Raw genomic sequence first — 14,634 nt, forward strand, 5'->3', positions numbered from 1 at the left:
TGCACCTCCTTATGTTGTCACGCTTCCTAAATGCAAGCGCCGCGATCCTCACGTTATGCGGGAACCCGGCGCCACCATTTAACACATGAAATCGATATGCTTTCCTTTGAAAGGATGTTGAGCCGGAACCATGACTTGCTCAGTTTCATCTTGTTTTTGCTCCGAATGGCTGTTATCGCTTCCATCTCGTTCTGCATGGTTCCCACCTTCATGATGTTGATTGCGAATGAGAGCATCCTGTGATGACTCCACCTGTGCATTTCGTTCCCGCGACTTTTCCATCAACCTTTGGGCTTGTTCGTTCAGCATCGCTTGTTCTGTTACAGGACGCTGTTGCTGTTGATGCTGCAATGTCGATGACTCTTGCGTTCGTGGTATCGCGATTTGCATTTCTACGGGCTTCCAATTCATCGAATCACCCCGGTTAGGCTATTGTCCTTCACCTTAACGGTAAGTTGTCATCATGATATCGCCGTCAACGATCCGGAAGGAAATACGCTGTGCCATGTCTTTGATGAAACGAACATTGCGGCCAATAACCAGCTTAGCTCCACCGTATATCGTATGAGACACATCTATGGAAGACACAGCTGTGTCCTCAAGCAACTTCTCAATCTCCAGCATACGCTCTCGCATTTCAGTCTGCTCTCCAACAAGCTGCTTTTTCGTAGAATTCAGCTTAATGCGCATGCCTAGCTTCTCCCCTGTCAACTGCCCAGTAGCGGCAAGCTGATCGAGTATGCGAAGTGCCTTTTCGGTTTTTTCTACGTTCTCAATATTATATTTAAGCTTAGTCCGTAAATCCGTCAATTCATTGCGCAAATCCGGCAGCACCCCTACTTCAATTACGGTGGCCGTGGACATCGTATTGCCAATTGTACGTGCAATCACTCGCTCACCTGCTTGTACAATCCCGCCCACAATAAGTCCCTTGGTGCCTTGGCATACAACCCGCTTGCCTGCTCGAATATTGGAGTGCATAATACTCTGCGATACATTGACCTCAGTGCCCGCAACGACGGTCGCCTCCTGAATGAACGAACATTTCACATGGGTTCCGGCCTTGACCATCCCTTTATTGCCGGCAATAATGCCTCCGCTTACCTCAATGCAGCCTTCCGCAGTAAGCGTTGCACCTTCTACACCACCATATACGCGAATATCTCCTGAAGCTTTCACAGTAAAGCCTGTCAGCACATTGCCGCGAATGACAATCGTACCGACAAAATCAATATTACCAGTGCGATAGTCCACATCTCCGTTTACTTCATACACAGGGAACACACTGATTCGTTCCGGCTCAATACGGGATATGAGTCCGTCAATCGCCGAATAAAGCGCATTTTCCGCCTCATCTAAAACAACATTCTTCCCTTGCTTGAATCGTGCCTCACGCCCAGTGATGGCCTTCATCTCCTCACCAAGAACGGACATGCCGGGTATCCCTTCTTGGCTCGGAATTCGCTTGGCTATCATTTGACCCTTCTTCACATTGTCCAACTGCTTCACTTCACGGAAATTAACCGTTCCGTCTTCCCGTTCAGCCGGCTTGGACTCCTTCCCGTTCTGCGGAAGCAGAAGCTCTATTCGACCATCTACACCGTGTACGGGTGCTTTTCCATGAGCGACCATCGTCGCACCTCGAGCAAAATTGTTCGGATTCGCAGCGATATCCTTCAATACCTGAGACTGTACTCCATATCGAATGCCGTAGGAACGCAGCAATTCGTCCAGCTCTTCAATCGTGCACGTGAGCCCTTCAACAGCCTTCTTAAAATGGAGATGCGCCTGCAATTTATCTTCAGATACGGTTACTTCCAAATACTCTTCCAATGCCAATGTCATACTCACGAAAAACCCCCCTTTCTTTTTCTCTTTATTCAGCGTAGTTTCTTCTCAACTATTCCGTATCCCATCAATTTTCCATCAGCATTGGCTTCTGCTTCTCCAATACGGTTCGAAGTCTCAGTATCGCCTTAGAGTGCAGCTGCGAAATTCGAGATGGTGATAGTGACATCACTTCCGCTATCTCACTTAGTGACAAATCCTCATAATAGAACAAGGAGATCACTGTTCTCTCTTTATCGGTTAATTTATCAATTCCCTGAACAAGTGCTTCCTTTAAATAGTACTCATTTACCTTATACTCCGGATTCTTCGCCGTCTCATCGATAAGAAGCGATATTCGCGTCTCAGAGTCGTCCTCACGAATCGGATCTTCCAATGAACAAATCGACATGATCGATACGTCTTGAAGCATCCCTTGGAAGTCCTTCTCACTGACTTGCAAATAGGAGCTCATCTCTTCATCCGTAACTGTACGCAAGTATTGCTGCTCCAATTGCTGATAAGCCTCTTCAATTTTCTTCGCCTTCTCTCTTACCGAGCGAGGTACCCAATCTCCAGAACGCAGTCCGTCTAGGATGGCTCCACGAACCCGCCATGAGGCATAGGTTTCAAATTGCAGCCCTCTGTGGTAATCGAATTTCTCAACAGCATCTATCAGGCCAATCACACCATGGCTTGCCAGATCGTCCTTACTTACATTGCGAGGCAGACCTGCAGCAAGTCGATTCGATACGAAGTCGACGATCGATAGATGATTTTCTATCAATTGCCGCTTCGCATCCTGATCACCATGATCCTTCCAGCGTTCCCACAGTCCCTCTTGCGAGCCAGGTTGTAATTTCTGTACGCTCACCGACAGTCAACCTCCTTACTTTTGTACGAAGTGACGAACAGCCTGTGCCAATTCCTCCGCATCTGGTTGCGCTTTGGTCACGAGCTTGGGTGGTTGCAGCGGTTGGAACGAGCCGCCTTCATCTTCTACCGGATTTGACTTCGAATCTGCACCGTTCGGCCGCAGTAAATCTCGAAGAACATCCTCTTCATCCGGAGTTGTCATGTCCAACATCGTCCCTGCGTTTGGATTCTTAGATGCGCCGGCCTCAGGCTGCTTGCCTTCATCGTCAGATAGCAGCACGCCCAAGGCAAATCTGACCCCATATGCGAGTCCGAACCATATTACAAACGCAATAATTGCTCGGAGCAAACTCGTCGTCCATACATTATTGCTCCATGACACCATTAAGGCAAAGATAGATCCAACAGCACCGAATATGTAATTCCAACGTATTGTTCCTCTCATGCTATATATCCTTTTCACCCATCTGCACGCTGCGAATGTGAAGTCTCCCGTCATCACAGAACAGTTCTATCGTTCTCCCATAATTGGCGCCTGTGTCTTCGGCATGAAGCGGGATACTGTATTGCTCCAACATCGATTTGCAGGAATCTACATTCCGTGGTCCGATACGCATCATATCGTTATTCGAAGCAAAAGCAAACATCTGGGCGCCTCCTGCCATCTTCGCATGAACCCGGGACAGAGAAGCACCCGCTTCTGTCATACGGCGTATCAATTCTGGAATGGCAGTATCCGCATACTTGGCGATGTTGCGATTCCCCTCTCTAGCAATATCCGAAGACGGCAGCATAACATGCGCCATTCCGGCAATTTTGGCAACCGGGTCATATAACGTCAATCCAACGCACGATCCGAGACCGGTCGTTCGTAAGGAACCGAAACGGCATACCTGCAAATCAGCCATTCCGACTTTTACAACCGTCGACTCTTCTATCATTCGAATGGCACTCCCAATGCAGCAAATATTTTGTCAAAAGAGTCCGGGTCAGGTATTAAGAAAAAGGTTCCTTGCACTTCATCACAGTCTTGCAAAAACTTCGTATCGATTAGCAACGCACTGTCTCCCATTTCCCCGTATTGCAGTATTCCGTAGTTGAGCACTGCGCCCGCCATATCGATAGCAAGTTGAGGAACCGTTGGCGACATCGCCATATGAGTGAAATCTGCCAAGGAAGACAAGTAAGAACCTGCTAAAATGTTGCCGATCTCCGACAAGGCGGACAATTCCATGTCATTGAAACATTGACTCGTATCTGATGGCAATGCTTCCAAGTGCGACAAAAGACGCTTAGCGGCATCCGTATCGAACATAAAGAACAAATGACTTGGCGCATCTCCTTCGACACGAAAATATATTGCAATCACAACATGTTCTGCGCCACCAACCTCGTCCGCAATTTCCTCGAACGGCAGAAGCCGCACCTTCGGTACAGCCATGTCAATCGGTCGGTTGAGCAGCCGGGATAGTGCCGTTGCGGCGTTGCCAGCACCAATATTCCCGACTTCCTTCAGAACATCCAGCTTGAACTCTCCGAGTCGTTCGAATAAGTGCACGCTGTTATGCCTCAAGCTGTTCTAATCGAATAATTTCACTCTTATTCAGCACCTCGGCCAAATGGAGCATAATAAGTAAACGCTCATCCCCAATCTTAGCTACGCCGCGCAAGTATTTGGCTTGAATGCCGCCCACAACCTCTGGGGCCGGTTCGATATCTTCGTCCATAATATCAATAACATCATTGGCACTATCCACGATAAAGCCAACTTCCAAATCTTCATAAGCTACGATAATAATACGAGATTGTTCCGTCACTTCCGCAGACGGCAATCCGAATCGACCACGAAGCTCGATGACCGGAACAACAACCCCGCGCAAGTTAATAACACCTTTAATGAAGTCGTATGTTTTCGGAACCCGTGTGATAGGGAGCATACGCTCTATCGTTTTTACCTTTTCAACTTCGATTCCGTATTCTTCTTCCCCTAACGTAAAGACAACGACCTTTAACTCTTCTGCCATGTCACGTCCTCCTTCATTTGAATATGACTATTTTGCAATCATAAATAGACATTGAGGATTACTTCAGCAACGCATTCGGATCAATGATCAATGCAACTTGTCCATCACCGAGAATCGTTGCTCCTGAGAAGCCTGGCGCATTTTTTAAATAGCTTCCTAATGGCTTCAAAACAATTTCGCTTTGACCGATAAAGTCATCGATAGCCAATGCTGCTATACGTTCACCTTTGCGTACGATGATGATCTCAACCTCTTCTTCCTCCATATCCGAGTAATTCGGGCAATCGAAAAGTGTGCTGAGTGATAGAAGAGGGATTACACTGTCTCGGTAATCAACCATCCGGATACCACCATGAACCCGGCGTATTTTTTCTTTCTTGACCATGCTTGTCTCCACAATAGAGCTAAGCGGAATCGCATACTTCTCACTTCCCAAACGGAAGAGCATTGCCGATAATATGGACAATGTAAGCGGGAGCTGAACGATAAACTTCGTTCCTTGTCCTAGCTTAGACTCAACAATGACGTGTCCACCTAAAGATGTAATCTTGGATCTTACTACATCTAGTCCAACACCCCTGCCAGATATATCCGAGACCTTCTCTGCCGTACTGAATCCAGATGCGAATAGCAGCATATATACCTGCTCATCACTCATTTGAGCTGCTCTCTCCGCAGTGACAACGCCATTCTTGATGGCTTTCTTCAATACCATCGCACGGTCGATTCCGTGACCATCTTCTTCGATTTCGATGAAGACATGATTGCCGCTGTGGAAAGCCCGCAAATGAACAGTCCCTGTTTCTGGCTTGCCGGCTGCGATACGATCCTCAATAGATTCAATACCGTGGTCAACTGCATTGCGCAGCAAGTGAACAAGTGGATCTCCGATCTCATCAATTACGGTGCGGTCAAGCTCTGTCTCAGCACCGGTTATAATAAAGTCTATCTTCTTATCAAGTGATTTGGCTAAGTCACGCATCATCCGCGGGAATCTGCTGAATACCGTATCAACAGGAACCATGCGCAGCTTAAGCACAATATTTTGCAAATCAGAGCTTACTCGTGACAAATGCTCCACCGTATCTGTCAAATCATGATGCTTGAGATCACCTGACAATTGCTCGAGCCGTACGCGATCAATGAGCATTTCGCTTAGTAGATTCATCAGTACATCGAGCCGTTCAATATCTACGCGAATCGTCCGGTTTCCAACTGCTTTTCCAGTTGCTGGCGTGCTGCTTGGTTTGCGTGCAGGCGCATCCGAAGCTTCGGATGCCGCTGGCTGCTCTGTCTTCACTTCTGGCTTGGCTGGCGCTGCGGTTGCTGCTGCTTCTTGTCTGCCTGCTTGTACTTCTTCGATTTGACTATTCCAATTGCGGATGTCTTCAAGCGTGAATGGCTGTACTTGTACGCTGTCCAGCTCTGAGACTTGTCCGATCTCTTGCTGCAATCGCTCGGCATCTTCACCGCTGACAAAGAATACGGTAAAGCCATTGTCGAACTTATCCTGCTCTATGTCCTGTGCAGGAGGATTCGACTTCACTACTTCACCGTACTGCCCAAGCACCTGAAATACCATATAGGCTCTAGCTGCCTTTAGTACGCAATCTTCACGCAATTGGATGTGGATGTAGTACACATGCATGCCTGCTTCCACCGATTGTTCCAAGATACTTCTCTGGAATTCATCAAGCCGCTCATTTTGCTCTTCAGCATCATCTGCGGAGCTTCCGTCTGCGGAAGAAGCTTCCTTCTTGTAATCGCCTTTGACAATCGATTGGAGAGCTGCAACAATTGCCGTCACATCTGCCTTGCCTTCTCCACCGTTAGTAATATCGGAGACCATAGCTTCCAAAGCATCCAAGCTTCGGAATAACGTATCAAAAATGAAGGAGTCCATCGCGAGCTGTTGGTTTCTTACAAGATCCAATACGTTTTCCATCTGGTGTGTTAATGAGGCCAAATCCTCAAACCCCATTGTCGCCGACATCCCTTTTAAGGTGTGGGCCGACCTGAAAATGACTTGCACGATCCCAACATCGTCTGGCTGGTTCTCCAACTCTAGCATGTGCTCGTTCAACGCTTGCAAATGGTCGTTCGCTTCGTCAATAAACATGGACAAATATTGATTCAAATCCATGCTCGAACACCTCCTTTAACGATTTGCACAACAGTATCTGATCATTTCATTGCATGTGTAATGGACTTTGCCATCTGATGTAGTGGAATTACTTGCGATACGCATCCCAACTCGATTGCCGCGCGCGGCATGCCGAAGACGACGCAGCTTTCTTCACTTTCGACAAAGGTTGAAGTTACGCCCTCGTCGGCCAACCGTTTCATCATTTTCGCACCGTCACTACCCATTCCCGTCAACAGCACGATATGCCGTTTCAGTCCCTTCAACGGCAGTAGTGATTCGAACAGGGAATCTACTGATGGACGATGTCCGTTGCGGGGCTCACCTTTGGATAAAGCAATCGAATATTTCCCCTCTGCATTGCGCACGGCCATCATATGCATGCCACCTGGTGCAATGTAAGCTACCCCAGTCTGCAGCACATCGCCATGCTGCGCTTCCCTTACTTCAATATCACTGTAATTGTTCAAACGTTCAGCTAATGATTTTGTGAAATTAGGCGGCATATGCTGAACCACCAATATCGGTGCGGGAATATGTTTAGGTAATGCTGACAACAGCTCTTTCAATGCACGCGGACCGCCCGTCGATGTCCCAATGGCAACTATTTGCTCAAATCTCGTTGAGTTGGCTGCATTCGCTGTTCCAACGAATTCTGAGGCATTCAGATGCGTGACATCTAGGCGCTCTTCGTGATTAGGATGCAATTCCTCGTTCGCATTCGGAGCAACTGGCTTCCCGGCACGAGTACGGCCAATAATCGGCGTATCCTCCATGCTGCGCTGTGTCTGCATTTCCTTCGCTGCCAATTTTGCAGCCGCTCTAGAAGTAATCGGGCTCTTCGCTCTCAGCTTATTCCCATCATCTGTACGAGACTTTAAACCGGATTGATGCGGAGGCCTTGGGACGAGCTCTTCTGTCGGTAAAGCAGCTGCGTACTCCCGCTTTAGCCGCTCCCCTTGTTCCCGCAGTCGTTCCAGCTGACGCTTTCTTTCTTGAGAAGCAATTGCAGTATGCAGCTTCTCCCGCAGCATTTCTCCAACCTTATGTATATCTTTCGTCCCACCCGCAGGGCTTGGTTTACATACGAAGTCAAAAGCTCCATATTCAAGTGCGGATAATGTCTCCGAGCGCCCTTCTTCTGTTAAACTTGACAGCATAATGACCGGGGTAGGGCAATCTGTCATTATGCTCTGAAGTGCTACGAGGCCATTCTGAATCGGCATCTCAACATCCAGCGTCACTGCATCTGGCTTCAGTTCCATCACTTTGTGTACAGCATCTACGCCATTTGAGGCAGTACCGATAATCTCAAAGGAATGATCCTGGATAATTAAATCAGATATAATCGTTCGCATGAAGGCCGAGTCGTCCACGACAAGCACTTTCTTGGTTGTCAATTTCTCATCACGCTCCCTAAGCAGCCATTTGTGAATGCTGCGTCCTCCATTTCTTCATGCCTTACATTTAGGAGGACCATCTGCCCAGCCATTTCCGCAAAAATTGCTTAACCCCTCCAGCTTGTCCAGTCTGCCCGATTCCGTGAATGTAAGCATTGGCTAGTTCACGAAGCTGCTTGGCAACTACACATTGTGGATACAAAATAGCGAATGGAATTTGCCTCTTTACGGCCTGCATCACATGGGGATCATCATATAAAATCCCCAGCGTCGGAATCGGATGATTCAAGAATCGTTCCGCTACCGTTGATAATCGCTCAGCCGTCTGGCTTCCCTCTTTCCAATCTGAAGCTCGGTTGATGACAAGACGGAACGAATGATCAGGTCTCGCAGCGGAAACGACCTTAATCAGTGCATAGGCATCCGCGATGGCCGTTGGCTCAGGTGTGGTTACAACAAGCGTCTCATCCGCTGCTGAGAGAAATTGCATCGTCTCCTTACTCAGGCCCGCTCCCGTATCAAACAAGATGACATCATACTGTGATGACCATTTCTCCATTTCTTGGATGAAGTGTTCAATATGAACGGAAGGCATATCCAATAATTCTTGGAACCCGGAGCCCCCTGGAATGTAGTGCATTCCTCGAGGACCTACCTGAATAATATCCTGCAGGGAGTGCCCGTCTCGCAAGACGTGCATGAGGCTCACACCTGATGTCGCACCGAGCAGAACATCAATGTTCCCCATGCCGATATCCGCATCGAATACAAGTGTTCGATACCCCGCATCTTGGAGGGAGAGCGCGAAGTTCAACGTAAAATTGGATTTCCCCACGCCGCCCTTACCGCTCGTAACGGCAATAGTACGTGCAGATCGAACTTCAGAGCTTCCCTGCGCCATCCGAGATGACACCGTGGAACCAACTCTTTCATGACGGGATTCTACCAACTGTCTTAGTCCTTCTGCTTGATCGTAGCTCATTTCGTCATGCACCTACTATTCGTCTTACCGCTTCATCCACCTGGAACGGCTCGATATCGTCCGGGACATTCTGTCCTGTAGTTATATAACTGAACGGAATCGTCGTTCGATCTGCAAGTTCAAGCACTGAACCGAATGTATCTGTCTCATCCGCCTTCGTGAATATGATCCGATCGATGCGCTGTCTTGAGAAACGCTCCAGTATAGCGATCATATCTTCCGTCTTGGAAGTTAAGCTCAATACGAGGAATGTCTCACTGTCTGGGAACGGCTTAAGCATCGTATTCAACTCATTCACATACATATCGTTGCGGAAATTGCGCCCTGCTGTATCCATAATGATCAGATCACAGCCTTGAAGCGCCCGCAATGCCCGTTCCGTGTCATTGGGCGAGGTCACAACCTCCATCGGAACGTTCAATATCGATGCATATGTTCTGAGTTGTTCAACAGCTGCAATTCGATAGGTGTCAGAAGCAATTAGACCTACCTTGCGTTGATGATGGAACATTTGATCTGCAGCCAGCTTCGCAATCGTCGTCGTCTTACCCACTCCAGTCGGCCCAACGACATACAAAATGCGGGTAGCAGGTGTCAATCCATGGACAACATGCGACTGAAGCTTCTCTTCTACGATATCTTTCACATAGCCCCTCAGCACATCAGAATCAGGCTCTTCCTCACGGTTCAACTTGCATTGCTCCCAAGCCTGCTGCACGTATCCATATGCAGCCTCTTGCGACAGTCCTTGAAGCCTGAGATGACGCTCTACCTCCTGTGCGCTCTCTGACCATGAATCATAGTTGACGCGCTCCATTACTTTACGCATCATCCGTTTCATTTCAGCCAATTCTTTCTGTAAATGCGGGTCAGTCGGATCTTGTTCAATCGATGTCATCGGCATAACGGCCCGTTCAGACCGTGCAAATGGAAGCTGCGTCCAAGGCACAGCAGTACTCTCTTCTTCTAAATCAGCAGACATCGTCTGCATGGAATTTGGAGGCTGAACCGCCCTATTAGAGATCATTGACTGCGGCATGCGACCAGCTGCATCTGCCTGCGGTTGCGCGGTTCCACGTTCCACATTTATTGCAGACTGACCATTGCTGCCGCCTCCCCCATACATGGAGCGAGCAACCGATGAAGGAACATACGATTGCATCGCCCCATTGACAGGAGGAGTATTGGGTTCTGTGGAAGACTTGGCTGTAGGCTTAGCTTGTTCGTCGACCGCCGCCACTACTTCAATAGCTCGCTTACGGAACATGCCAAGAATACCGCCTGTCTTAACTTCTTTGGTACTGACAATGACCGCATCTTTTCCAAGTTCTTGCCTGATTTGACTCATGGCCTCCGGCATCGTTTCGACGAGGTATTTTTTCACCCTCATACATTCACCACTCCGACGCTTTGAATTTCAACATTTGGTTCAAGCTCATTGTAGGACAGAACCGGAACATCCTGCATCGCACGCTCCATAAGCTGCCGCAAGTACATGCGAATGTTCGGAGATGCCAGCATGATCGGCGAATGTCCGGTCTGTAGCAGCTTCTGAATCTGTTCACTCATGCGCTGATATACCTGCTGTGTCGTATTCGGATCTAGTACAAGGTAAGAACCATGCTCGTTCTGCTGCACATTGTCCGAAATTTTCTTTTCCAAGCTTGGTCCAATTGTGATCACACGCAGCGTCTCGCCTGGAGTTGAATATTGCTGTGTAATCTGGCGAGCAAGCGCTTGACGCACATATTCAGTTAATACATCCGGATCCTTCGTATATGTACCGTAATCTGCCAGTGTTTCGAATATGGTTACCAGATCGCGAATCGAGATCTTCTCTCGCAGAAGCTTCGCCAGAACTTTCTGAACATCCCCGATCGTCAATACATTTGGAATCAGTTCATCCACAAGAGCAGAATATTGTTCCTTAACCGTTTCAACAAGCGATTTCGTCTCCTGACGTCCAATAAGCTCGTGTGCATGCTTTTTAACGATTTCAGTCAGATGCGTAGCCACAACAGAAGGCGGATCTACTACCGTGTATCCTGCCAATTCGGCACGCTCCTTCATCGCATCATCCACCCATAATGCTGGTAGTCCGAATGCCGGCTCTACCGTTTCAATTCCTGATACCGATTCATCATCATAACCGGGATTCATCGCCAGATAATGATTGAGCAGAAGCTCCCCACGGGCTACCGCATTGCCCTTAATCTTGATGACATATTCATTCGGCTTCAATTGGATATTGTCTCGAATGCGGATGACAGGAACGACCAAGCCGAGCTCTAACGCGCATTGGCGTCGAATCATAATAATACGGTCGAGCAAATCCCCGCCTTGCTGTGTATCTGCAAGCGGAATGAGTCCATAACCGAACTCAAATTCAATCGGATCAACCTGCAGCAAATTGATTACACTCTCTGGACTGCGCACTTCTTCAATCTGCAGTTCTTCCTCAAGCTGCTCTTCTTCGATTTGCCGCTCATCGATGTTCTTCTGCATCCGATATCCAGCAATCCCAAGAATGACAGCAAATGGAATCGTAGATCCAATTCCAATTGGCGTAAGTAATCCGAGTAACGCGATCGTGCCTGATACGATATAGAGCAGCTTCGGATAAGCAAACATCTGCGCTCGCAAATCTTCTGCCAAGTTTCCATCAGATGCCGCCCTTGTTACGATAAGACCTGCTGCGGTCGAAATAAGAAGCGCTGGAATCTGGCTGACAAGTCCATCACCGATCGACAATATCGAATAAGTAGATGCTGCATCGCCAAATGATTTTCCATGCATCGCCATTCCGATAATGAAGCCGCCGATCAAGTTAATAAGCAGGATGATGATACTTGCAATCGCATCCCCTTTTACGAATTTACTGGCACCGTCCATGGCGCCATAGAAATCCGCTTCTCGGCTAATCTTATCGCGGCGATCACGGGCCTGCTGTTCGTTGATAAGTCCTGCATTCAAGTCTGCGTCAATTGCCATTTGCTTACCCGGCATCGCATCGAGCGTAAAGCGTGCTGATACTTCAGCGACCCGCTCAGAGCCTTTCGTAATAACAATAAACTGTACAATGACAAGAATGAGGAAGACGACAAGACCAACCGCAATATTTCCCTGGGTTATCCACTCACCGAATGTGGCAACAACGTCACCAGCTTCGCCATTCGTAAGGATTTGCTTCGTAGTGGATATGTTCAATGCGAGTCGGAACAATGTCGTAATGAGCAGCATAGCCGGGAAAATCGAGAAGTTCAACGCTTCCCTCGTATTCATGGCAATGAGCAAAATCATGAGCGCGATCGATATATTGATTACGAGTAAAATGTCAAGCAACCAGGTCGGTATAGGTAAAACCATCATGAGTACGATACCGATAATACCGACCAAGACGAATAAATCTCTCGTTTTCACGGAATGCACCCTCCATCCTTGATCAAGATTAATCAATTGCCTTTGCCTTTTACTTTGTATACGTATGCCAGTACCTCAGCCACGGCTTGGAACAAATCGGCCGGAACGGTATCGCCAATATCGGCCCTCTGATACAAAGCACGGGCGAGCGGCTTGTTTTCCATCGTTATGACGCCGTGTTCCTTGGCAATCTGTTTAATACGGAGCGCGACGTAATCCTGTCCCTTGGCTACAATCTCCGGTGCTTCCATCGCACCACCATCATATTTCAGTGCAATTGCGAAGTGCGTCGGGTTTGTAATGACGACGTCTGCTTTCGGAACCTCCTGCATCATACGCATGAGTGCCATACGTCGCTGTCGTTCACGAATTTTACCCTTAATTAGAGGGTCACCTTCGGTCTTCTTGAATTCGTCCTTAATGTCCTGTTTTGACATCCGTAAGCTTTTCTCGTATTCATATCGTTGGTACATGTAATCCAGAGCGGCAAGCACACATAAAGCCACTCCAATCTTCATGCCAAGCATAAGTGTCAAATGCCCTGTAAATGACATGATGTCATTCAAAGGAACATGGGACAGCATGACGATCGTATCTCGCTCCCCCCACAATGAGGTGTAGACGATTACACCGATCGTCGTGAGCTTCATAATGGATTTTAGAAATTCAACTACAGAACGCATGGAAAAAATATTTTTGAAACCTTTTACCGGATCAATCTTCTCCAGCTTCATCTTCAGCGGCTCACCAGTAAATAAGAAGCCCACCTGCATGTAGTTGACGACGAGCGCAATAACGATTGCTGAAATAAACAATGGTGCCAGTATAACCATCAGTTTAAGAAATATGGAACTGAAGTAGTCCAGCACATTGTTCGCCGTCACATCCATTGTAAGCCGATTCTGCAGCACATCTTGGAACAGCTCGACGATCCGATCCTTCATAAAACCGCCGAGCACGAACAAGCAAGAGAACCCAGCCAAGAGAATGAACGCTCCTGAGAGATCCATACTTTTGGCAACTTGCCCTTTCTTGCGGGTTTCTTGCCTCTTTTTCGGCGTTGCTTTCTCTGTCTTCTCTTGCGAGAACAGCTGCAAATCAAGAGGATAACGCAGTACATATGCGTGGCGATTCGACTCATCTCTGTGTACATCGTGAAGCTGCTTCATCATCTCGCCCCCTGCATCATGCGTAGCAGCTGATCGAGCGCTTCGAACAGCGTAGAGAACAATTGCTGCAGTACGTAAACAAGACCTGGTACGACTAGCAGCAGCATAAGAAGACCAACAATTAGCTTAAGCGGAATCCCAACGACGAAAATATTGAATTGCGGCGCCGTTCGCGCTAGAAATCCAAGTGCTACGTCCGTTAAAAATAGAGCGACGATAAGCGGTGCAGACACTTGGAAAGCAATGATGAATGCTTCAGTGAATGACTTAACAATGAAATCTGTAATATTCCCATTTGCGATTTGAGCAAAAAAAGCATTCTCATCTAACGGCAGCCACTTAAAACTTTGCATAATTCCGTCGATAAAGTAATGGTGGCCATTCATTCCAAGAAACAATAGAACAACAAATATGTATTTAAAGTTGCCCATCACAGGCGAACTTGCCCCGGTCAACGGGTCAATGACATTGGCCATGCCGAACCCAATCTGCATATCGATGAACGAACCTGCTGTCTGCACGATAGAGAAGAACAGCTGTGCTAAATATCCGATGAGCAGGCCTATCATTATTTCCCGGACAATATAAATGATATAAGTTCCATCTGTCGGTACACTCTTACCAAGCCCAAACAATAAATAAGCGATTAAGCTGACAAAGAATGCAAGTCCGATCTTGAACCTAATCGGCACGCCTCGGGAAGAAAAGACAGGAACAGCGACAAAGAACGCCGTGATTCGACACATCGAGAGCAAAAAAACAGGGAAAGCTTGTACGAGCATTTCCATGGCTT

General features: G+C 47.7%; 14 protein-coding genes. All 14 read right to left on the reverse strand.

Annotated features, from left to right (window positions below; genetic code table 11):
• Positions 1-78: 78 nt before the first annotated feature.
• A complete protein-coding gene (locus tag BP95_RS0100655) occupies positions 79-411 on the reverse strand; it encodes a hypothetical protein (RefSeq protein WP_028531192.1) in 333 nt (110 codons plus the stop codon).
• Between the two features lie 33 nt (positions 412-444).
• On the reverse strand, positions 445-1,851 hold the full coding sequence (locus BP95_RS0100660) for a DUF342 domain-containing protein (protein ID WP_028531193.1): 1,407 nt from the start codon (positions 1,849-1,851) through the stop codon (positions 445-447).
• Between the two features lie 64 nt (positions 1,852-1,915).
• Complete coding sequence (locus BP95_RS0100665) at positions 1,916-2,701, reverse strand: FliA/WhiG family RNA polymerase sigma factor (protein ID WP_021256530.1); 786 nt, start codon at positions 2,699-2,701, stop codon at positions 1,916-1,918.
• 15 nt (positions 2,702-2,716) lie between these two features.
• Positions 2,717-3,148 (reverse strand): hypothetical protein, encoded by a 432-nt coding sequence (locus tag BP95_RS0100670; RefSeq protein WP_021256531.1) that lies wholly within the window; start codon positions 3,146-3,148, stop codon positions 2,717-2,719.
• Position 3,149: 1 nt separating this feature from the next.
• Entirely contained in the window at positions 3,150-3,644 is a 495-nt protein-coding gene (locus tag BP95_RS0100675) for a chemotaxis protein CheD (RefSeq protein ID WP_021256532.1), read from the reverse strand.
• On the reverse strand, positions 3,641-4,261 hold the full coding sequence (locus tag BP95_RS0100680; protein WP_021256533.1) for a chemotaxis protein CheC: 621 nt from the start codon (positions 4,259-4,261) through the stop codon (positions 3,641-3,643). Before BP95_RS0100680 ends, BP95_RS0100675 begins: the two co-directional genes overlap by 4 nt.
• A 4-nt stretch (positions 4,262-4,265) precedes the next feature.
• The gene (locus tag BP95_RS0100685; protein WP_021256534.1) at positions 4,266-4,727 is read right to left on the reverse strand and encodes a chemotaxis protein CheW; all 462 of its coding nucleotides are present in this window, start codon (positions 4,725-4,727) and stop codon (positions 4,266-4,268) included.
• A gap of 58 nt (positions 4,728-4,785) precedes the next feature.
• The gene (locus BP95_RS0100690) at positions 4,786-6,870 is read right to left on the reverse strand and encodes a chemotaxis protein CheA (protein WP_028531194.1); all 2,085 of its coding nucleotides are present in this window, start codon (positions 6,868-6,870) and stop codon (positions 4,786-4,788) included.
• Between the two features lie 41 nt (positions 6,871-6,911).
• Entirely contained in the window at positions 6,912-8,270 is a 1,359-nt protein-coding gene (locus tag BP95_RS0100695) for a protein-glutamate methylesterase/protein-glutamine glutaminase (protein WP_028531195.1), read from the reverse strand.
• A 67-nt stretch (positions 8,271-8,337) separates the two neighbouring features.
• A complete protein-coding gene (locus BP95_RS0100700) occupies positions 8,338-9,252 on the reverse strand; it encodes a MinD/ParA family protein (protein WP_028531196.1) in 915 nt (304 codons plus the stop codon).
• Between the two features lie 4 nt (positions 9,253-9,256).
• On the reverse strand, positions 9,257-10,642 hold the full coding sequence (gene flhF / locus BP95_RS0100705) for a flagellar biosynthesis GTPase FlhF (RefSeq protein WP_028531197.1): 1,386 nt from the start codon (positions 10,640-10,642) through the stop codon (positions 9,257-9,259).
• Positions 10,639-12,672 carry a flagellar biosynthesis protein FlhA gene (flhA, locus tag BP95_RS0100710; RefSeq protein ID WP_021256538.1) on the reverse strand — a complete coding sequence of 678 codons (2,034 nt, stop codon included), beginning with the start codon at positions 12,670-12,672 and terminating at the stop codon, positions 10,639-10,641. Before flhA ends, flhF begins: the two co-directional genes overlap by 4 nt.
• 32 nt (positions 12,673-12,704) lie before the next feature.
• Positions 12,705-13,841, reverse strand: a complete 1,137-nt coding sequence (gene flhB / locus BP95_RS0100715) for a flagellar biosynthesis protein FlhB (protein ID WP_021256539.1) — start codon at positions 13,839-13,841, stop codon at positions 12,705-12,707.
• A complete protein-coding gene (fliR, locus tag BP95_RS0100720; protein ID WP_021256540.1) occupies positions 13,841-14,629 on the reverse strand; it encodes a flagellar biosynthetic protein FliR in 789 nt (262 codons plus the stop codon). The genes flhB and fliR overlap by 1 nt, the downstream gene beginning before the upstream one ends.
• Positions 14,630-14,634: the final 5 nt, after the last annotated feature.

It is taken from the genome of Paenibacillus sp. UNC217MF, assembly GCF_000686865.1.
Classification (GTDB): domain Bacteria; phylum Bacillota; class Bacilli; order Paenibacillales; family Paenibacillaceae; genus Paenibacillus_B; species Paenibacillus_B suaedae.